General features: G+C 42.1%; 21 protein-coding genes. 10 read left to right on the top strand and 11 right to left on the bottom strand.

All coding sequences use genetic code 11. The features are described from left to right. The first annotated feature begins 228 nt into the window (after nucleotides 1–228). Genes ubiE through tatC form a run of 6 tightly spaced genes read left to right on the top strand, consistent with a single transcriptional unit; the run spans nucleotide 229 to nucleotide 4,411 of the window. Nucleotides 229–984, top strand: coding sequence for a bifunctional demethylmenaquinone methyltransferase/2-methoxy-6-polyprenyl-1,4-benzoquinol methylase UbiE (ubiE, locus tag IEZ33_RS02075; RefSeq protein ID WP_191602082.1), 756 nt, complete (start codon nucleotides 229–231; stop codon nucleotides 982–984). Between the two features lie 2 nt (nucleotides 985–986). After that, a complete protein-coding gene (ubiB, locus tag IEZ33_RS02070; protein WP_191602081.1) occupies nucleotides 987–2,630 on the top strand; it encodes a ubiquinone biosynthesis regulatory protein kinase UbiB in 1,644 nt (547 codons plus the stop codon). Nucleotides 2,631–2,646: 16 nt separating this feature from the next. Continuing rightward, nucleotides 2,647–2,979: a phosphoribosyl-ATP diphosphatase gene (locus IEZ33_RS02065; protein ID WP_191602080.1), complete on the top strand. Its 333-nt coding sequence runs from the start codon at nucleotides 2,647–2,649 to the stop codon at nucleotides 2,977–2,979. Between the two features lie 10 nt (nucleotides 2,980–2,989). Further along, nucleotides 2,990–3,205 carry a Sec-independent protein translocase subunit TatA gene (tatA, locus tag IEZ33_RS02060; RefSeq protein ID WP_191602079.1) on the top strand — a complete coding sequence of 72 codons (216 nt, stop codon included), beginning with the start codon at nucleotides 2,990–2,992 and terminating at the stop codon, nucleotides 3,203–3,205. 3 nt (nucleotides 3,206–3,208) lie between these two features. Further along, nucleotides 3,209–3,604: a Sec-independent protein translocase protein TatB gene (tatB, locus tag IEZ33_RS02055; RefSeq protein ID WP_191602078.1), complete on the top strand. Its 396-nt coding sequence runs from the start codon at nucleotides 3,209–3,211 to the stop codon at nucleotides 3,602–3,604. Nucleotides 3,605–3,643: 39 nt separating this feature from the next. Further along, complete coding sequence (tatC, locus tag IEZ33_RS02050) at nucleotides 3,644–4,411, top strand: twin-arginine translocase subunit TatC (protein ID WP_191602077.1); 768 nt, start codon at nucleotides 3,644–3,646, stop codon at nucleotides 4,409–4,411. Between the two features lie 148 nt (nucleotides 4,412–4,559). Here tatC and IEZ33_RS02045 read toward each other — a convergent pair whose 3' ends face one another. From IEZ33_RS02045 to IEZ33_RS02000, 10 genes are all read right to left on the bottom strand, one after another. Beyond that, a complete protein-coding gene (locus IEZ33_RS02045; protein WP_206696892.1) occupies nucleotides 4,560–6,107 on the bottom strand; it encodes a S24 family peptidase in 1,548 nt (515 codons plus the stop codon). Between the two features lie 8 nt (nucleotides 6,108–6,115). After that, complete coding sequence (locus tag IEZ33_RS02040) at nucleotides 6,116–6,715, bottom strand: class I SAM-dependent methyltransferase (RefSeq protein WP_191602075.1); 600 nt, start codon at nucleotides 6,713–6,715, stop codon at nucleotides 6,116–6,118. 73 nt (nucleotides 6,716–6,788) lie between these two features. Next, nucleotides 6,789–7,223: a D-aminoacyl-tRNA deacylase gene (dtd, locus tag IEZ33_RS02035; protein ID WP_191602074.1), complete on the bottom strand. Its 435-nt coding sequence runs from the start codon at nucleotides 7,221–7,223 to the stop codon at nucleotides 6,789–6,791. A 186-nt stretch (nucleotides 7,224–7,409) separates the two neighbouring features. Further along, nucleotides 7,410–9,041 carry a GMC family oxidoreductase gene (locus tag IEZ33_RS02030; protein ID WP_191602073.1) on the bottom strand — a complete coding sequence of 544 codons (1,632 nt, stop codon included), beginning with the start codon at nucleotides 9,039–9,041 and terminating at the stop codon, nucleotides 7,410–7,412. A gap of 27 nt (nucleotides 9,042–9,068) precedes the next feature. Beyond that, on the bottom strand, nucleotides 9,069–10,460 hold the full coding sequence (locus IEZ33_RS02025) for an aldehyde dehydrogenase family protein (protein WP_191602072.1): 1,392 nt from the start codon (nucleotides 10,458–10,460) through the stop codon (nucleotides 9,069–9,071). A 134-nt stretch (nucleotides 10,461–10,594) separates the two neighbouring features. Next, nucleotides 10,595–11,959 carry a glutamine synthetase family protein gene (locus IEZ33_RS02020; RefSeq protein ID WP_191602071.1) on the bottom strand — a complete coding sequence of 455 codons (1,365 nt, stop codon included), beginning with the start codon at nucleotides 11,957–11,959 and terminating at the stop codon, nucleotides 10,595–10,597. 60 nt (nucleotides 11,960–12,019) lie between these two features. Beyond that, on the bottom strand, nucleotides 12,020–12,763 hold the full coding sequence (locus IEZ33_RS02015; protein ID WP_240009684.1) for an N-formylglutamate amidohydrolase: 744 nt from the start codon (nucleotides 12,761–12,763) through the stop codon (nucleotides 12,020–12,022). A 74-nt stretch (nucleotides 12,764–12,837) separates the two neighbouring features. After that, a complete protein-coding gene (locus tag IEZ33_RS02010) occupies nucleotides 12,838–14,163 on the bottom strand; it encodes a TRAP transporter large permease (protein ID WP_191602069.1) in 1,326 nt (441 codons plus the stop codon). Then, nucleotides 14,160–14,699, bottom strand: a complete 540-nt coding sequence (locus tag IEZ33_RS02005) for a TRAP transporter small permease subunit (protein WP_191602068.1) — start codon at nucleotides 14,697–14,699, stop codon at nucleotides 14,160–14,162. The genes IEZ33_RS02010 and IEZ33_RS02005 overlap by 4 nt, the downstream gene beginning before the upstream one ends. Before the next feature lie 136 nt (nucleotides 14,700–14,835). Then, nucleotides 14,836–15,882: a TRAP transporter substrate-binding protein gene (locus IEZ33_RS02000; RefSeq protein ID WP_191602067.1), complete on the bottom strand. Its 1,047-nt coding sequence runs from the start codon at nucleotides 15,880–15,882 to the stop codon at nucleotides 14,836–14,838. A 469-nt stretch (nucleotides 15,883–16,351) separates the two neighbouring features. On the opposite strand from IEZ33_RS02000, the gene IEZ33_RS01995 reads away from it, so the two are divergent. From IEZ33_RS01995 to IEZ33_RS01985, 3 genes are all read left to right on the top strand, one after another. After that, the gene (locus IEZ33_RS01995; protein ID WP_240009608.1) at nucleotides 16,352–17,242 is read left to right on the top strand and encodes a MurR/RpiR family transcriptional regulator; all 891 of its coding nucleotides are present in this window, start codon (nucleotides 16,352–16,354) and stop codon (nucleotides 17,240–17,242) included. Between the two features lie 87 nt (nucleotides 17,243–17,329). Continuing rightward, nucleotides 17,330–18,511: a murein transglycosylase domain-containing protein gene (locus tag IEZ33_RS01990; RefSeq protein WP_240009607.1), complete on the top strand. Its 1,182-nt coding sequence runs from the start codon at nucleotides 17,330–17,332 to the stop codon at nucleotides 18,509–18,511. 58 nt (nucleotides 18,512–18,569) lie between these two features. After that, nucleotides 18,570–19,187: a hypothetical protein gene (locus IEZ33_RS01985; protein WP_191602066.1), complete on the top strand. Its 618-nt coding sequence runs from the start codon at nucleotides 18,570–18,572 to the stop codon at nucleotides 19,185–19,187. 143 nt (nucleotides 19,188–19,330) lie between these two features. Here the strand turns inward: IEZ33_RS01985 and puuE are convergent, their stop codons facing one another. Beyond that, nucleotides 19,331–20,281, bottom strand: coding sequence for an allantoinase PuuE (puuE, locus tag IEZ33_RS01980; RefSeq protein WP_191602065.1), 951 nt, complete (start codon nucleotides 20,279–20,281; stop codon nucleotides 19,331–19,333). A 241-nt stretch (nucleotides 20,282–20,522) separates the two neighbouring features. Here puuE and IEZ33_RS01975 point away from each other — a divergent pair, with 241 nt between their 5' ends. Beyond that, on the top strand, nucleotides 20,523–20,990 hold the full coding sequence (locus IEZ33_RS01975; RefSeq protein ID WP_191602064.1) for an OsmC family protein: 468 nt from the start codon (nucleotides 20,523–20,525) through the stop codon (nucleotides 20,988–20,990). Nucleotides 20,991–21,216: the final 226 nt, after the last annotated feature.

Below are 21,216 nucleotides of genomic sequence, written 5' to 3'. Positions count from 1 at the left end.
TCTAGAGTTAAGCTGTGTTCTCTAGAGTTAAGTGATGTTCTCTCAGACTGAACCAGAGATCCTTTTTAATTCAAGGTTATCTCATAAAGATAAAATAGCTATCTGATTCATAAGCGGATTAAGGTATCCTATTAAGATTATTTACTTATTAACTTTTAAAATTTGCGTTCCTCTTTTGGTCTTTTAGCAAGGCATGAACGCATTACAAACACGGGATTAAGTTTCGTTATGCAAGAACCTTCAAACAACACGACGCACTTTGGATTCAAAGAGATCCCCACGGATGAAAAAGTGGAGGCTGTCGCCAAAGTTTTTCATTCGGTTGCCGCCAAATATGACATTATGAATGACCTAATGTCTGGAGGAATCCATCGCCTATGGAAAATGCATACCATCAATCAGTCAGGCGTAAGAGCGGGCAATAAAGTGCTCGATATTGCTGGTGGTACCGGCGATTTGACACTAAGATTTTCCCGCTTGGTCGGCTCTACAGGGCAAGTTATTCTTGCCGACATTAATGATTCAATGTTGAAAGTTGGCCGCGATAAATTGGCCAATAAAGGTGTCGTAGGCAATGTAAAATTTGCTCAAGCCAATGCCGAATCCTTGCCTTTCGCTGATAATACTTTTGACTGCATCACAATCGCCTTTGGTTTAAGAAACGTAACCGATAAAGACGCAGCCTTAAAGTCTATGTATCGCGTACTGAAACCGGGCGGAAGGTTGCTCATTTTAGAGTTTTCTAAACCCGAGTCAGAATGCCTCTCTACAATCTATGACCAATACTCATTTAGATTATTGCCTTTTATGGGTCAAATTATCGCCAATGATGCAGAGAGTTATCGCTATCTCGCCGAATCTATTCGTATGCACCCAGATCAAGAAACATTAAAAGACATGATGGACTCAGCAGGCTTTGAACGTACGTCCTATCAAAACTTAACTGGTGGTATTGTCGCTCTACACAAAGGATTCAAATATTAATTATGTGGCAAAACCTTAAACGAGTAGGACGTATTGTTAACGTCGTCATTCGCTACCGACTCGACACTTTTATCCCTATTGATAAGCTACCCTGGTTTCTAAAGTATACTTTTGGTGCACTATCCACTTTAGGTAGGCAGAACCTACAAGGCTCCAGAGGTGAACGTTTACGCCTAGCGTTAGAATCTCTTGGGCCTATTTTCGTCAAATTCGGTCAACTATTATCCACCCGAAGAGATTTGCTCGATGACGATTTAGCGGATCAGTTAGCCAAACTTCAAGATAGGGTTCCACCCTTTTCCGGAGAAGATGCTCAAGTTATTATTGAAAAGGCATTAGGCGCACCAATAGACCAACTGTTCGACAAATTCGTTTTAACCCCACTCGCATCAGCGTCAATCGCGCAAGTACATACGGCCACCCTTAAAACAGGTGAAGACGTTGTTATTAAGGTTATTCGCCCAAACATTGAATCCACCATAAAACAAGACATCGGTCTTTTGTATAGCCTTGCAAAGCTTCTCAATAAATACAGCAAAGATGGTCGCAGACTTAAACCTGTAGAGGTGGTCAGTGATTACGAATACACCATTCTTGATGAGCTAGACTTAGCTAAAGAAGCGGCAAACACAGGTCTATTACAGCGTAATTTCCATGAATCTGATTTGCTTTATGTACCGCAAGTCCATTGGGATTACTGCCGCGATAATGTGATGGTTATCGAACGCATTTCAGGCATTCCTGTTGCCAACATTAACGATTTAAATAACGCCAAAGTGAATATGAAGTGCCTTGCAGAACGAGGCGTAGAAATATTTTTTACTCAAGTGTTTGATCACAGCTTCTTTCATGCCGACATGCACCCCGGCAACATTTTTGTCGACCCAAGCAATCCAGAGTCACCTAAATACATCGCGATTGATTGTGCCATTATGGGCAGCCTCACAGATGAAGATAAAAACTATTTAGCACGTAATCTACTCGCTTTCTTTGAAAGAGATTATCGCATGGTGGCACAATTACACGTAGAAAGTGGCTGGGTACCAAAGAACACGCCAGTTCATGCCTTTGAAACGGCCATACGCAGTGTTTGTGAACCTATGTTTGCCAAACCATTAAAAGATATTTCTTTTGGACAAGTATTAATTGGGCTCTTCCAGACAGCAAGACGTTTTAATATGGAAGTGCAGCCGCAACTCGTACTATTAGAAAAAACCCTATTGAATATTGAAGGTTTAGGCAGACAGCTGTATCCAGATCTCGACTTATGGGTAACCGCTAAACCTTTTCTAGAACGATGGATGAAGCGTCAAATTGGCCCACAAAGAGTCTTCGATGAAATCAAAAAGCAAGCACCTGAATGGGCTGGTCAACTCCCTCAAATCCCAAACCTAATTTACAGTGCCCTGTCTCAAGCAAGTAAGCAGGAAGAAAGAGCCATAGCGCAAACACAAGCACTCATGAACTTGAATAAAGAGCTTAAGCGTAATCGTCGCAACACACCTTTTAAGGTATTAGGCATATTAAGCATCATTAGCGCTTGGATAGTCTCAGACCCTATGGCACTAAAACATCTAGCAAGTGCAGATATAATGAGTTTAGGGCTTTTTATTGCAGGAATATACCTGTTAGTATTAAAACCGTAATATTTGAGAGAGTATAATGAAAACCGATATTTTAACCGAACTAGCGAAAACGCTTGAGCAACGAAAATTAGCGCCGTCGGATTCATCCTACGTAGCCAGTTTACACGCAAAAGGTTTAAATAAGATTTTAGAAAAAGTGGGCGAAGAGAGTATTGAAACTATTCTGGCCGCAAAAGACGCCCAAAAATCTGAAGACAAGACAGACCTTGTTTACGAAACGGCAGACCTTTGGTTCCACACTTTAGTGATGTTATCTCATTTAGATTTAGGCCCTGAAGATGTCCTAAATGAGTTAGCTCGTCGATTTAACTTATCTGGCCTTGAAGAAAAAGCCAGTCGATCAAAATAGGAAACATAATATGCTTGGTGGAATTAGTATTTGGCAACTTCTTATCGTTTTAGCCATTCTCATCCTTATATTTGGCACTAAGAAATTAAAAAACTTAGGCTCTGACTTAGGTGGTGCCGTGAAAGGCTTTAAAGAAGCGGTAAACAAAGACGAGCAAGATGACGAGAAAAAAGCCGATGTTCAAGCTAAAGTCATTGAAGATGATAAAAAAGATAAGAGCGCATAATCTGTGTTTGATATAGGCTTTTCAGAGCTCCTCATCGTCTTTATTGTGGGCCTACTTATTTTAGGCCCTGAAAGGTTGCCTCACGCTGCAAGATCGGCGGGATTATGGATTAGAAAAATAAAACGGAGCATTGGTACTGTTCAACGAGAAATCAATGAACAACTAGACAAAGAAGAGCTACAACAAAAAATTCAGGAAACCAATAATCGTATTATGGCCGAAACCAATGCCATTCAAAATACGATAACGCCCTTACCTGAAACAGCGAATAATCAAATACCTGACGCTATAGAGGAAGTTAACACAGCCTCACAAGTAGCTGAAGAAGCCAAGGTTGAAACGTCCAGTTCCTCAGAAACAATGGTATCGGATAAGACGTTACAAACAGAAAAAAATTAAATTCTATTTATTAGACATTCATGACAGGATGCCTCTCTAATGAGTCATAACAATACCGCGTCTCAAACACCCTTAGTTACGCATTTAATTGAGTTACGTAATCGTTTATTAAAAACAGTTATTGTTATTTTGGTTCTATTTCTCGGTCTCTATGTTTTTGCAAATGACCTCTATTTAATGGTGTCCGAACCTTTAAGATTATTGCTACCAGAAGGAAGCTCTTTAATTGCTACCGAGGTTGCCTCTCCATTTTTGGCCCCTTTAAAACTTACCTTTGCCATTGCCGTCTTGTTGTCTGTTCCCTTTACCTTATACCAAGCGTGGGCTTTTATAGCGCCCGCACTTTATAAGAATGAAAAACAAATCGCGATTCCGTTATTAATTTCAAGTATTTTTCTTTTCTATGCTGGCGTTGTTTTCGCTTACTACGTCGTCTTACCATTAATTTTTGGGTTCTTTACGTCTATTGGCCCAAGTGAAGTAACCGTAATGACGGACATAAATCATTATTTGAACTTTGTATTGAAACTCTTTTTTGCGTTCGGTGCTACTTTCGAAATACCGGTAGCCACTTACCTACTCATTAAAGCAGGAATCACAACCGTTAAATCTCTTTCAGCAAAACGCCCGTATATCATTCTAGGCTGTTTCGTAATGGGGATGCTACTCACGCCTCCAGACATCTTCTCACAGACCTTGCTCGCTATTCCTATGTGGTTACTATTTGAAGTGGGGCTAATTGCGGGACGCTCCGTTCCTGTTAATGACGATGAAAACGAAACCGCTGAGACACCAGCGGCTTCATAGAAGCCATGACTACAAATATAAAAAAAGAGACCTTGAGTCTCTTTTTTTATATTACATCTGGCCTTCCAAATTTAAGCGATAACTCTAATAATAACGATCGGCAACACGACATGACCACAATGTTTACCTTAATAAATACTAGAGGATTTCAACTTTCTTCTAAAAATACATGCTTCAAACGAGCAAAAGTTCTCATATTGTCGTCAGCAAGCAAATCATCATAATCTGGATTTTTAGCTACTAATAGATACTTACCTGAAGCGACTTTTTTTACATCTCTTAATAAGTATTGGCTTTCCCCTCCTATGTCATGACGTTCAATGGCTACCGTTATATTCTGTAATGAACCCGCTTTATCAGGTGTAATTCTCTCTAGTAATAATAACTGTCGATCCAGAATAGGGTGTTTTCCGCCATTCATAGAGTGGCCAGAAGCTCGAGCTAAAAAGTGATTGTCAGGGTCTATTCTCACCCCAATGCAATTAGGCACATCCATATATTCAACATCACTGTCGTCCCCTGTTTTGAAATGCCCGCACGCTATCTTTAAGTTAGGGTAATAAGGCAATGTTTCTTGAGTATTATCTACTAGATTACGGTTTGTTTTTTCTGACGTTAAGACTTCATGAAATTGATCTTTAGTAGCACTCATCTCAGGAAAAGAGATAACCTCTGCAGAAGATTTGAAGTTTATAAACCTATCTTTTACTCCAACCCATAATTTAGAGCCATTCTCTTCAGCTACTTGATAAGCCCAATTACTCACCGCTAATGACGTATCAACATCACAATAAAAATAATGACTCAATTCACTCGTAATGGTGTCAGCATAAGAAACTAAATTTTGTTGCTGCCAATTCTCCCTATGGTACTGCGCCGCTAAATAATCTCGCTTGTTGTTATTACAAACCGAATGAGCCGCCACAAAATTGTGTCCAAGATCGTTGGTGTATCGCGAAAAGGGAATAAAGTGATCGATTTCAATACTATTATTCATTGGCTTATTACAATAAAAACACAGGTTTTCTTGTAACTCGACCAAAATAGGTTTGGCCTTTACTAATACAGTGCGGTCAGTACCAAATAAAAAGTCATGTAATTGACTTTGTGGACCAATAAGGGACTGATTCTGCTTAATACTTTGAATTTTTTGTAACCATGCATTCTTTGCAAGATAGACAACTAGATCATAAAAACGTCTAAAGCAATTTGAAATACCCGTATTTAACGTTATAAATTGAGAATGGCGTGTATGAGGGTACAAGAAACATTCTTCTTGCTTCGCTAATATTTGCAAACGCCAAAGGGGACCGGTTTTTAACGTTGCCATCGCGGCATTAAACGCGGTTTTCCAATATGAGCTTTGCTTTAATTGCCGTAAATTACGGATATTATTTTGTTGGCACTCATACAGTACGGAAATAACTTTTGATTGAGCACCAGCGTTTTGTTTCAGTAGCGCTTTTTCCCCTGTGTGTTCTGATGAGAAAGGCACAGCATGATGCCAATATAATAGAATCAATTTTTCAGCTAATGTAGGCAAAGGTATGACTAACTCATTTTGTTCTCTTGCTATTGGTTGCTCTACACATACGTCGGCAATGGCGTGAAGTAACGCAAACTTGTAGGTTGCCGTAAAGTCACCTTCGTTTAACATCCTTTGAATGTAAGCAATAAAATCAAGCTGCTGCTTCATGATATTACTCATGTATTACTGGCTTTTCTTATCAGTGCATTCAGCCATATTTCAGAATCCCTCTCAGGCCGTTGATCGGTTGTTTGCCAACTTTTAATCAAACTTAGTTGTGGTAATTCATCCAATAATGTAACTAACGCTTCCTCATTTAAATCTGTAAAGGCTCGTCCATTATGCAATCTTTCGTGTGTGCCGTATTTAAAAGACACATACAACACGCCATTATTTTTCAGTGCCGTTTCTAAATTTAGGAACACCGTTAAAAGCGCCTCTTTTGGGACATGTAATAAACTGGCACAGCACCAAATACCATCGTATAAGTTCTTCTCATCCAGTTCCTGAAACCTTTTAACCTCAACCTCTTGTTGTAGGTAAGCACTTGCCAATTCAGCTAATTCTTGACTGGCATCGAAAGCATTGACGTTAAAGCCTTGTGATTTAAAATAAGCCGCATCCCTAGCGGACCCGCACCCTGCGTCGAGGATGAGACCCTGAGTGTTTATATAAGGTAAAAACGCCTGATAAAGCTCTGACATATCAATGTATCGAGTTGAGTTAGCAAAGTGTTCTGCATTTTGGTTGTAATAGGTGAGTGTGTTATCTGACAAGATTTACCTCTCCATGGCTCAAAGGTTAATAACAAATAAATAATTACATTGGTTACCTTTAAAAAACTGTACCCTAATCCAACATAAAGGTAACGGGACCATCGTTGATTAGACTCACTTGCATGTCGGCACCAAAGCGCCCTGTTGCTACAGTGTCATGTTGTTTGCGCACCATTTCGACGAAGAGATTGAATAATCGTTCCGCTTCGGCTGGTACGGCGGCGGTTGAAAAACCCGGTCTTAAGCCTTTTTTTGTTTCCGCGGCTAAGGTAAATTGAGAGACAAGCAATATCCCCCCGTCTATTTGTTTTACATTCAGGTTCATTTTTCCTTCTTCGTCACTGAACATGCGGTATTTTAGTAGTTTGTCGGCTAAGCGTTGCAAGTCCATTTCGGTATCGGCTTTTTCAATACCCACCAACACAAGCTGACCATGATCAATCGCGCCAATTAACTCTCCTGCCACGGTCACACTGGCTTGTTTTGCTCTTTGAATAAGCAGTTTCATTACAATTCCTATCGTCCACTAAAATAAGGGAGGGTTGTGTTGTTTTACACAATAAATCAAGCGCAGAAAAAAAGCACCCGAAGATGCTTTTCGCCTGTCGCTATTTTCTATGGGGTTGTCTCTATTTGATGTCACTTTTCAAGATAGACCTCATTGAATATCGACTCACGATAGTCTTTTAAAACCTTAGCAAGACGAGTCGCTCAATATCATTTGAGCGCCTTTTTCACCTATCATCATAGAAGGGGAAGAGGTGTTACCACTAATTAGCGTTGGCATAATAGAGGCGTCGATCACCCTAACGTTCTTAAGCCCTTTTACTTTTAGTGATTCAGGATCAACAACGGCCATGTCGTCGATGCCCATTTTACATGTGCCGACAGGGTGATAAACCGTACTCGCAGTTTCACGCAAGTAGTGCAAGATGTCCTCATCCGTTTGAACCTCTTTACCCGGAGCCATTTCTTTGCCACGAATACCATCAAATTCTGGCGATGCTAGAATCTCTCGGGCTTTTTTAATCCCTTCTATCAGAACCTTCTGATCTCGCTCATCGGCAAAAAAATTATGGTCTATTAAGACAGTACGATGGGAACCGTCTTTGGCGAGTTTAATGCTACCTGTACTTCTTGGTCGCAGCACACAGGTAAAAACAGAATAACCATGCCCAAATTCAAACTTTTTACCACGATGGCTACGGTACAAAGGCGTAAAATGAAATTGAATATCTGGGTCAGCATCGGCCGAACCTGGCTCCGCGCTTTCAGCCAGCTTAGTTTTGGCAAAACCACCGGCCTCAACATAGTTAGTCGTGAGCCAGCCCTTGCGCTGTAAAGCGTATTTGATTGGGGCCAAAATGACATGAGGTACCAGTGAAGACAAGGAAACACCAATGGTCTCGGGGGTTTTCGCTCTCACTGTTACCATACTATCAATATGATCTTGTAAATTTTCACCGACGCCTGGCAAATCTACTCGACATTCAATACCCAATGCTTCTAACTCAGCCTTATTACCGATACCAGATGCAAGTAGAATCCTTGGAGAAACAATGGTTCCGGCCGACAGGATCACTTCTTTATGAGCCATAATTTGTTCTTTCTGGCCGTTAGACTCAACATTCACCCCTTTCGCTAGATCCCCTTCTAATAGGAGAGACAGCACATCCGTATGAGTCATGATAGTAAGATTGCTGCGCGACTGAATGGGCTTCACAAAGGCGCTGTAGCTACTAACCCGCTGACCTTTATTTTGCTTCACATTATAGACACCTAAACCAAACTGAGAAGGGCCATTAAAATCACTGTTTTCAGGCAAACCCGCCGTGGCTCCGGCTTTTATAAAGGTACGACAAACTGGGTGCGGGTCTTGCTGTTTAGTGACCGCTAACTCACCATCAAAGCCATGGTATTCAGCCGATTGCTGACTCTGATTGGCTTCTAATTTTTTAAAAACGGGCAAGACATCTTGATAAGACCAACCTCGGCAACCGAGCTTTCCCCAACCATCGTAGTCATTCTGATTCCCGCGGATATACACCATACTGTTAATGGCCGTCGAGCCACCTAAGGTTTTACCTCGGTTCACCATCATTTTACGATTGTGCAAATGCGTTTGTGGTGTCCCTTCAAAAGCATAGTCGTACGTTTTATTGCCATAAAGACCAAAAATTCCAGCAGGAATGGTCACCCATGGACTGTTACTGTCACCACCAGCTTCAATAAGACACACTGACACTTTAGGATCCGCACTTAGGCGATTGGCCACAACACAGCCCGCCGCACCCGCTCCAACTATTATGTAATCGTAAGCTTTCATTGCATCACTCCTGCTACCTGTGCCAACTCAATTGGTTGACGTTTTAAAGTGGAAGCTCTTCGGTCTGGTTAACGCATCAAAGCCCATTTTCGACAATGAACAACCTCGTCCAGTATTCTTTACTCCAGTCCAAGCCAAGGCAGGGTCTAGATAATCACAGCGATTCATAAACACAGTGCCCGTTTCTAATTGTGGCGCTATTCTCTCCGCGGCCTCAAGGTCTTCTGTCCAAATGCCCGCCGTCAATCCGAATTCGGAATCATTCATAAGCGCAATGGCTTCCTCGTCACTGGACACTTTAATCACCCCCACTACCGGACCAAAGCTTTCATCCATCATCACAGACATGCCGTGGGTCACATCGGTGAGCACTTGTGGTGCCATGTAAGCTGAGCCCGGCTTATCTAATGAGAATAAGCTCGTATCCACATGCGTTTTCGCTCCTGCGGCCACCGCATCGGCCACTTGTTGACGAACGAAATCGGCCGCGGCAGGTTTAATCATAGGGCCTAAATTTGTCTCTTTATGTAATGGATTGCCTAAGGTGTAAGCTTGTCCCGCCGCCGCTAATCCAGCCACTAACTCATCATGAATACTTTCATGTACGTAGATACGCTCAATACTACAACAAGACTGGCCGCTGTTAAAAAAGGCGCCATCCGCTAGATTCTCAATGGTGTAGGCCATATTGCAATCCGCTCTCACATAAACCGGGTCTTTACCCCCAAGCTCTAACCCTAAAGGAATAAACTGACCTGCTGCCGCTTGCTCCATTGCTTTACCACCACCAACAGAACCCGTAAAGCACACCATGTCCACGTTGCCGGATGCAATTAACTCACTGGTGCTTGTATGATCAAGAACCACATGTTGAAACAGACCGTCTGGTAATCCCGCTTGATCAAATGCATCTTGGATACGTTCCGCCACCAATAAAGTATGGGACGCGTGTTTCAGCACAACCGCATTACCCGCAAGCAAAGCCGGAATAACAGAGTTTAGCGCGGTCATAAAAGGGAAATTCCAAGGCGCAATCGTCATTACTACACCTAATGGTTCACGGCTTATTTTCCGCTTAAAACCTTCTTTGAACCCTGGATCAAATGGTTCAAGAGACGATTCTGCAATGGCAATCATGTGCCGCGCACGTTCTTCCAACCCTTTCACTTCACCTGCACCTTGGCTAATCGGGCGCCCCATTTGCCATGCCAACTCTTCCGCGATCCGATCTGTCATGCCGATCATAGCGTCAACAGCTAGGGTGCAATACTCACTTCGTTCCGCCACACTTTTTTGCGCCCAAAGATGTTGAGCGGCTGACGCCTTAGCAAAAACAGCGGCCACTTGATCGCTAGTTGCCACATCACGTTCCGCATAAACGCGGCCATCAACGGGCGATACACATTGAATTTTATTCATTTTTTTACCTAAAACTTAAAATATATTGAATTCAAACCGTCGTACTGTTTCTGCTCTATCAAATGAAGCAGTAAACAGATGAGGCTTCAGAACACAGAACCCTGAAGCCTCATAAAAAACGACCATTCGTCTAATTAACAGCGCTCAAAACCTCGAGCGACTTCCCAGTCTGTTACTTGCTGATCATACGCTTGCTGCTCCCAGCGGGCGGCACGGACATAATGGTCCACTACGTCATCGCCAAAGGCTTCTCGCAACATACTTGAATCATTCATTTTTTCAACTGCCGCGCGTAACGTATTTGGTACTCGATGTGCATTTTCACCAGCATAGGCGTCACCAACAAATTCGTCTTCCAGTGGCATTTTTTTCTCGATGCCAGCAAGACCTGCTGCCAATTGTCCAGCTAAAGCAAGGTATGGATTAAGATCAGAACCACCAATACGACACTCTATACGGATGCCTTTCGTTCCGGCGCCGCATAAACGGAAACCAGCCGTACGATTATCTAAACTCCACACCGCTTTAGTCGGTGCAAATGTGCCTTCTTGGAAACGTTTATATGAATTGATGTAAGGAGCAAGTAGACAGGTCACATCATCAGCATGAGCCAGTAAACCCGCTAAATAATGACGCATAAGTTCAGACATACCATGAGGCTGTGTTTCGTCTAGGAAAAGTGGCGTACCGTCTTTACTCCATAACGATTGATGCACATGAGAGGAGCTGCCAGTCGCGTCTTTATCCCACTTCGCCATAAAGGTGATGGCCTTACCATTCTGCCATGCAATCTCTTTGCATGCGTGTTTAGCGATGGAGTGGTGATCGGCCGTTGTCAGCGCTTTATCATACTTAATGTTTAGCTCTTCTTGTCCAGCACTCGCCTCACCTTTAGAACACTCCACCGCAATGCCAGCACCGTAAACGCCGTTGCGTATCGCTCGAATAACCCCTTCTTCTTTAGTGGTTTGAAAAATATGATAATCTTCATTATAAGAACTGGCAGGCGTCATGTCTTTGTAACCCGCCGCACAAGCATCGGCATAGCTTTGGTCAAACATAAAGAATTCGAGCTCTGTCGCCATCATTGGAATCATTCCCATCGCATCTAGGCGAGCAATTTGCTTACGAAGAATCGCTCGAGGTGAATGCGGAACAGGATTATAGTGATGATCTAAAACATCACACAAAACCAACGCCGTTCCATCTAACCAAGGCACTCTGCGTAATGTCGTCAAATCCGGCTTCATTACATAATCACCGTAACCGGCTTCCCAGCTGGTTGACTTATAACCTGACACGGTTTCCATTTCTAAATCTGTGGCCAATAAGTAATTACAAGAATGCGTTTCATTGACAGCATTATTGATAAAGTAATCGATATGAAAACGCTTTCCCATTAAGCGGCCTTGCATATCAATTTGACAAGCCAATACGGTATCAAGGCTGCCAGCCGCAAACTCTTCTTTTAATTGTTCCAGCGTTAACATTCCGCTCATCAGTTTTCCCCTTTGTCTCTAATTTTTATTAATGTCATGGTTCAATGTTAATGTACTTGCTTAAGTATTTACTTGATTTAATACTTTGCCAATAAGGTTCGCCCATTCGTGCTGCCCTACAGCCTGTTCAATTAAGTCATTGCGCACTTCTAGCATCACATTCGCTATTTGGTGATCCGTTCCATGTCGAGTCACCGTGTGCAGCACCGGATCAGACGGGCCATATGGCTCATTCATACGGATATCATGATCACTTACTTGCTGAGCAATTTGATAAAACGTATTCGCAAATGCATTGTCATTATCGCAAATCACACCTAACTCAACGGTACGTAATTCACCTTTGTAGGTCGGCGTAAAACTATGAATCGTGACCACTACAGTGCGTCTACCCGCTTCTGTACGCGCTTTGATTTGCGCCTCTATTTCTGAGTGAAAAGGCTGATAAATACGTTCAACTCGATAATGCCTCTGTTCATCTGTCAACTCACTGTTACCAGGAATGGCGGTCACTTCACTCAACGGCGGGATAGCACTCATCTCACTCGGCGGCCTGTTGCAGTCATACAGTAACCTTGAATAACGCTGCAGAACCAAACTCGCATCCAACTGCTGGCTCAATACTCGCGCCATATCCGCCGCACCAATGTCCCAACCAATATGGCTCAAGCACTCAGCATCTGTTAACCCTAAGTTATGAAAACTTTCAGGGATAAAATGACTGGCATGTTCACAGATCAGTAAAATATCTGATTTCCCTGCCGGGTTGACCAATTCAGTCGGCGATTCTTCTAATCCGTACATCACCACAAAGATTCTCCCTTTTTAAATAATTTCAACATGACTCTCTCGTCTGTATTTCGTTGTTTCAGAATGACTTATTGACCAAATACCAGCTCAGGTAACCACAACGTAATTTGAGGGAAAACCGTGAATAGGATTAAGGCAAACACCATAATAATGACAAACGGAGTGATGGATTTGTAAATATCAATCAAACTGACTTCTTTTGGTGCCATTGCACGCATCAAGAATAAGTTATAACCGAATGGTGGTGTCATATAAGCAATTTGACAGGTCACTGTGTACAGTACACCGTACCAAATTGGATTAAATTCCAGCGCAATAATTAATGGGATATACAAAGGCGCTACAATCACTAACATGGCCGTATCATCAAGAAACATCCCCATAATGATATAAGACACCTGCATCATTATGAGTACCTGCCAAGGGCTCAAGCCCCATTGATCTAGAAATAACGCCTCGATCGCTTTTACCGCACCCAAACCATCAAACACCGCCCCAAAACACAAGGCCGCCATAATGATCCACATGAACATGCAGCTGATACCCAGCGTCTTTCTTAAGGTTGTATGAATCAAGCGAAAGCTCAAGCGACCTTTCACCAGTGCCGCCAACATAGCCACCGCCGCACCCACGGCTGAACACTCTACCAAACTGGTGTAGCCCATTAAGAACAAGCCAATAACAGAGAAAATCACGACTAAAGGTAGGACGCCTGCCCCCAGTAACATGTACTTTTCTTTCTTTGTTATTTGATCTCTCTCAGCTTGCGGTAAAGGAGGTCCTAACTCCGGCTGTAAACGACAACGGATAACAATGTAAGCAATAAACATTACGGCTAAAATCAAACCAGGGATCGCACCGGCTAACCATAATTGACTGACGGGTTGGCGTGCTATCATGCCATATAGCACCAATACAATACTCGGCGGAACCAGAATGCCTAGAGAGCTACCGGCCTGTATCACTCCCGTCACCATACGTTTATCATAGCCACGTTTAAGCATTTCAGGCAGCGCAATACTGGTACCAATGGCCATTCCGGCGACACTTAAACCATTCATCGCGGATATGGCGACCATTAACACTATGGTACCGATACCCAGCCCCCCTTTCAGCGACCCCATCCAAACATGCAACATGCGATAAAGATCACTGGCAATTCCCGATTCAGACAACATGTATCCCATGAAGACAAATAACGGTAAAGTAAGCAGCGGATACCAATTCATGAGCTTCATACTGGCATTAAACGCCATTTCAGAGCCACCATCGCCCCATAAAGCCAATGAGGCTACAACCGCCACAAACCCAACGGCACCAAAAACGCGTTGTCCGGTAAGCAACATCAACATCAATGAAGAAAACATCAATATTGCGATCATTTCATAACTCATATTGAGAGATCCTCTGGATGACGTTTCACATCAAATGGTTTGCCCATTGCTTCGGCCACATTTTGCGCAAAAGTGGCGAGAACTTGCAGTAACATTAAAAAGATGCCTAGGCTCATAAGCGTTTTTATTGGCGCCAAAGGCGGTCTCCAAGAGGAATAGTTGCGCTGTCCGTACTCGATCGCGTAAGACGTACTCGACAGGGCGCCATAAAATAACATCACTAAATAAGTGAGCAGACAAAGAACGGTGAAAGCGTCTGTAATCGCCTGCCTTTTCGCAGACCAATTACCATAAAACACATCCATGCGAACATGCGCATCCATTTGCATAGAATAGCCACCACCTAAGAGGTAGTAGGCCGCCATCGTAAATTGCGCCATTTCAATAACCCAAATTTGTGGAGTGCCCACACCTTTGGATATGGATGAAAAAAGCAAAATGCCCATCATCACAAGCACTAAATACATAGCTAAAACACCCACACCACGATTGAATTTATAAACAAATCGTATGTAAGTTTGAATTGCGTTATACATAATAACGTACCAAGAACAGAGATTTTACACGGAGGCGTTCCCTATCGAGAACGTCATTATATTTTTAGAAGGCATTTGCGCCTATTAGGTTGGCCTTTGTTGAACAAAGAACAAAGGCCAACCTAAGCATCACAAATTAACTGTAGCGATATGGTCTACCGGCTTTCGACATGGTGTCATTGTATTTCTTAAAGATATCTACAACCTTTTTAGTACGGTCGCTGGTTTCAGCAATTTCATCCCAGAATTTATGTGCTTCCGCTTCCACTGTGGCCCACTCTTCATCCGAAATAGAAGTCAACTTCATCTTAGTTCCTTCTGTACGTAACTTCGCTTCACCACCCCAATACCAATGTTGACGATAGTAATGTGAACTGTCCATACAAAGCCTCCATAACTCTTTTAGATGCTCTGGTAAAGCATTCCAAGAATCATTGTTAGCAAAGAAAGAACCACTCCATGCACCTGAGATATTATTGGTTAAGAAGTAATTGGTCGCATCGGCCCAACCAACGGTGTAATCTTCGGTAATACCTGACCAGGCAATACCATCCAGTTCACCTGTTTGTAATGCCACTTCAATGTCTTCCCAAGGCAAAGTGACTGGAATAACACCAAAACGATTTAAGAAACGGCCAGCTGTTGGGAAAGTAAATATTCGTTTACCTTTTAAATCCGCTAAGCTATTGATCGGGTCTTTTGTTGCGAAATGACATGGATCCCATGCTCCAGCACTTAACCACTTCACACCGACTTCATCGTAGGCTTCTTCCCAGATCTCTTTTAAACCGTATTGTTCAAATAATACGGGGACATCAAGGCTGTAACGGGTCGCAAATGGGAAGTATCCACCAAAAACAGATATATCGACTGGCGCCCCCATTGAGTCATCATCACTTTGTACCGCGTCAATCGTACCATTTTGCAAAGCACGGAATAACTCTGGCGTAGGGACTAGCTGATCAGCGTAGTACAGCTCAATTTCCATTTCGCCATTAGCCGCTTTGTTAAATGCTTCAACGGCTGGTTTAATAACGTGTTCACCTAATGCGGCACCCGCATAAGTTTGCAAACGCCATTTAATTGGGGCTGCTTTAGCCTGAGCATTAGACGCGCCTAACGTAGCAGCGGCAGCACCACCTACGACGGCTTTTTTAATAAAATCGCGTTTGTTCTTATTCATTTTCTGTCCTCTCCATAACTCACAATGATTTTAGTCTTCGGCCATTTCGCCATACCAACACTGAGCACTCAATATTGTTTGTCAAAACAGAGCTTATACCAATGAGGTATATAAACCCTTTTTACAAAAGACTCTCTGTATTACGAACTTCTAGAAACTTTTCAGATTTTCACCGCTTTTTCGTTTACTTTTTCGTTTAACAATCACAGACTAACTCAACGGAAACAAAACCTAAAAAAACACCTTGCGTAAATATTTATACATTATTTTTTTTGAGTGTCAATTTTTTAACATAAATTTAATTTTCATATATACTTTACTCAATCGAGAATTAAGTAAGCCTAAAAATTCAGGAAAAATAGCTGTATAGAACCTATTTATAGGTTTATAGTGCGGCGCTCAAATAACTCATGCGCTTATTTGCAACCAAAGCAAAGACACGTGATACTGAAAAAAAAGAGTACATTTTATGAGTGACACGCCAATACACACAGATAGCCACACGATTGCGGAACTGTTTCGCTCACAACTCAATCTCTTTAGCCCGGCGGAACTAAAACTCGTTACTTATTTACTCACAAACTACCCAATGTCTGGTTTGGTCTCCATCACTGAGTTATCTGAAAATTGTGGCGTTTCTACTCCCACCGTCATGAGAACATTGAAACGAATCGGTTTTTCCAGTTTTATGACCTTCCAAAAAGAGCTGAAAGAAGAGCTGCAACAAACCTTGTCTGATCCTATTGCGAAGCATGATAGATGGGCCGCCGATGCACCAAAAGAACATGTATTAAATAGGGTTGCCGATACCGTTACGACAAACTTACGCCACAGCCTAAATCAAATAAATCATGAGCAATTTGATGCGATTATCGACTTATTAGCCAACCAAAAACACGCACTCCATCTTCTCGGAGGCCGTATAACCAGTGCTTTTGCACGCTATTTGAATACCCATCTCAATGTTATACGCGACGACGTTCACCTTTTCCCTGAAACCGCTTCTTTATGGCCTCACCACCTATTAAAAATAAAAGAAAATGATGTCGTTATTATGTTTGATGTCCGTCGTTACGAACAGGATTTAATTACAGCTGGTCGTTTACTAAAAGCGCGTGGGGCCAAAATAATTCTCTTTACTGATCAATGGCTTTCTCCTGTGGCTGACTTCTCTGAACACACTTTACCCATCCGTATAGAAGGCAAATCGGGATGGGATTCTGGTGTGGTGACACTATTTTTTGCAGAATCAATGATCGTCGCCCTTGAGGAAAGACTCTGGTCACAGACCTCAAAACGCATGCGAGAACTCGAAGATATGTTCGATTTAACCGAACGATTTAGAAAAAGAATAAAATAAGGTAGGATAAATTAATCAAACGTTTTAAGTCTTCCAATAGATACGCTTTAGACTAATAAAAAGAGATCAAGGTGCCATTTATTTAATATGAATAACTATTTGATGATAAAGAATATTATTAGCAAACCTCACTTTTTATCAATTGGTTTTTTATTACTTTTATTAAGTGGCTGTAAATCGGTTTCATCTGTTGAAAAGTTATCTGAGCAAATAAAAAACATTCAAGACATTAACGATATAGAAGCCATTGCTCGGCAAGCAAAAACAAGCCGAGATTTAATTAAAGAAGACATTCGAGTCGTTAGAGTCTTATTTGAAGAACTGGACCAAACCGTAAATAAAATATGGGGGAAAGGTAACAGTGAGCTCCCTGAAAAGAAAAAATACGTAAAATACACCAATGATTATCAAGCGAGAACCGTCGTTGATTTTGATCGAGGAGTGGTTCGAGTTGAAACCATTAATATAGACTCTCCTCTTGATACCTTAAAAAAAGCGGTCACAACAACGCTATTAACCACGTCTGACCCAACCAAAACAGATATTTTCTCCAGTGCCGAGCCTGATACAGATGGTGTCCCTTTTTTGTATCCCCAAGTCATGGATCATGATGGAAAAATCGTCCGATATGGTTGGCGAGCACAACGCTATTCAGATTACCTTGTTACAAACAAGCTTTCCAAATCCAAGTCAAATAACACCACCATTTATGCTGTTGAATTTAAACTGGTCGAGCAACATCAACACCTTCGCCAAGAAAAATACAGCCATTATGTGCTCGCGGCGGCCAACCGTTACAACTTATCGCCGGCGCTGATCTATGGCATCATCGAAACAGAAAGTGCTTTTAACCCCTATGCTGTCAGCCCTGCAAACGCTTATGGATTGATGCAGGTGGTGCCGGCTACGGCGGGTAAAGATGTTTACAATCTCGTTAAGAAGAAATCGGGGCAGCCAACAAAAGAAGTGCTTTTCTCACCTGAGAACAACATCGACATAGGCAGTGCTTACCTTTATATACTACAAACTCGATACCTAGTTAAAGTGACCAATAAATTAAGCCAAGAATATTCAATGATTTCGGCTTACAACGGTGGCACTGGCAATGTCTTAAAAACGTTTGATACGAATAGAACGCGGGCCATGGAGAAGATCAACCAAACATCCACCAGCCATGTTTACAAAAAACTCAGGTACGAGCACCCTCGATCGGAATCTCGATATTATTTGGAAAAAGTCACAAAAGCCAAAATACACTACCAGAGATAATGAACAGCTTGCTAAGGCCTAATTAAATAGGATAGACAGAACAAAAGGATTGAGTGATATGCCCCTTAATGAACAATTAACCCAGCTTGAAACCCATCTGTCACTGCACATCCCTAATGTTGTGCCTACCCTTTTTTGTGAAACTTTAATTCATTATTATGAAGAAAAGGCTTTCGATAAATCAGATACAGACAGTGCCGAGTTCATTCTTACCGAATGTATGCCTTGGCTTTCTGAAGAGCCTTTGAATAGTTTATTAAAGGTCTATTTCAACAATGGTTATCAAATTATTGGATCTGTTTTTGACGCGTTAACGCCTGAGGATAAGGACTACCTTAGTACGACTTGGCACCTTGACTATGGGGTAAACAGATCGTTAAAGCTGTTTATATACTTAAACAGTGTCGAAGAACATCAAGGTAATACGCTCATAATAGACCAATATCGTAGCGAACTTTTGAGAGACGCAGGCGCTCTGCCTTTAGATCTAGACAAACGTAAAGAAGATCTTTCAAGCGAAATGCAATCATTAGGCGTTTCCAATGAAGCATTAGGTTACGACCTCAAAGCCGGTGACGCGCTACTGTTCAGTCCTTTTTTATTGGCTCATCGGTGCTTATTACCCGCACCAGGGCAAAAACGTTACACCGTCTGTTTTACCTTGATACCGTCTTAACCAACTTACCGTTGAGTCAGTCGCTACTAGCCGATATTTTTATAGACACACACGATAGGACACGCACATACAATCAACCCGCTTCTCCAACAAACAGACCCATACTCCACACCATTCAAACACGCATTTTTACTTCTTACGTATCAGTCCTCAGGTGGATGATTTTTAATCCAGTGATCGGCTATCTCTTCACGACGAGCAACCCAGACTTTGTCATGAGATTGTACGTAATCCAAAAATTTCTTTAGTGCCATAAATCGGCTAGGTTTACCAAGAGTGCGACAATGCATACCAATCGACATCATTTTCGGTGCTGTTGCTCCCTCTTCATACAAACAGTCAAAGTTATCTTTCAAGTATTGGAAAAATTCTTCAGCATGATTAAACCCATAAGGTGAAGAGAACTTCATATCGTTGCAGTCGAGGGTATAAGGTACGATGAGATGCGCTTTAGTTTTACCACTCTCAACAGCACGACCAAGATTATCCTGAAGCGGTACTTTCACCCAGTAAGGCAAGTCGTCGCCATAGTTATCCGAATCGTATTTTAATTGTGTTTGCTCGGCTACCAAGGATCGAGTATTTGGTGAATCTCGTCCTGTGTACCAACCAACAGGTTTAACGCCTGTGACGTCTTCGATTAAAGCAAGCGCCTGTTGCATTTGTTGGCGTTCTTGTTCGATGGGCATGTCTTGATAGTGAATCCATTTTAAGCCGTGGCAAACAATCTCATGCTGACCTTCTACAAAAGCCTTTGCGACGTCAGGATTACGTTGTAATGCCGTCGCAATAGCAAAAACCGTCAGAGGCAACCCTCTACGTTCAAATTCGTTAAGAATTCGCCAAACACCTGTGCGAGAACCGTATTCATAAAGCGATTCCATACTCATATGTCGATCTTTAAACGGTTGCGCGCCGAATATCTCGGATAAAAACGTTTCGGCATGCTCATCTCCATGCAATACGCAGTTTTCACCACCTTCTTCAAAGTTTAAAACAAATTGTAAAGCCACTCTGGCGTTATTGGGCCATTTCACATTTGGCATTCCTTGGCGGCCATACCCTGCGTAATCACGCTCTAAATAATGTTTCATTGTTTATATCCATTGATAGTGATTTCTATACTAAGGCCGTTACTGACTCCAAGTCAGTATAACGTCCCGTCAACGCTTTGCTAACACACTTGCATAAATTTGAGAATGTATCTAGAGCGATCCATTTAGCGCTCAACGTCATCCGTTTTATAGAAGATGAGTGTAAATTATATTTTTTCCGGATTATGCTAGCACAATAGAGCAACGCCGCTTGACTATAAATTTGATTGAGGAAGTCATCATGTCAGACTATTTTGCAACCGTTGAGTGGAAACGTGACTCACAACTCTTTTCAGATAAAAAATACAGTCGTGCCCATGAATGGCGATTCGAAGGCGGCGTGGTTGTTCCCGCTTCATCGTCACCACATATTGTGCCATTACCCATGTCTGTAGCGGACAATGTTGACCCTGAAGAAGCCTTTGTCGCGTCTTTATCCAGTTGCCATATGCTGTTCTTTTTAGATTTTGCCTCTCGTAAAAAGCTCATTGTCGAGCAATACACGGACCAGGCAATGGGAACTTTAGCCATCGGACCTAACGGCAAACAAATGATGACCGAGGTTGTTTTACGCCCAATTGTCACTTTTTTCGGGGAAAAACCCAGTTCAGAAACATTAAAAGAATTGCATCATCAATCACACGAAGCCTGCTTTATTGCCAACTCAGTACTGACAACGGTCAGAGTAGATGAAGCTTACTGTCTTTGATAGCTGGAGACTATGAGTACGATTACGCGTGCTACCTGATGTGGTTTTATCAAGTACCGCTCAGCGTAAATCAACTGCGAATAATCAATATGATAAACCCATTCGTGACGGTCTTTTATCAACCTGATGCCAGAGTCCAACCACAGTCAATCATGAACGCTGCATTTTATTAGGCTTTATTTTTGTATACATAGCATGATATAAGGTATGCAATAAAAACAAAGAA

The sequence above is a fragment of the Marinomonas algicola genome, from assembly GCF_014805825.1.
Classification (GTDB): Bacteria; Pseudomonadota; Gammaproteobacteria; order Pseudomonadales; family Marinomonadaceae; genus Marinomonas; species Marinomonas algicola.
The sequence above is the reverse complement of the archived record's forward strand: the minus strand, read 5'-3'. Positions and strand labels throughout refer to the sequence as shown.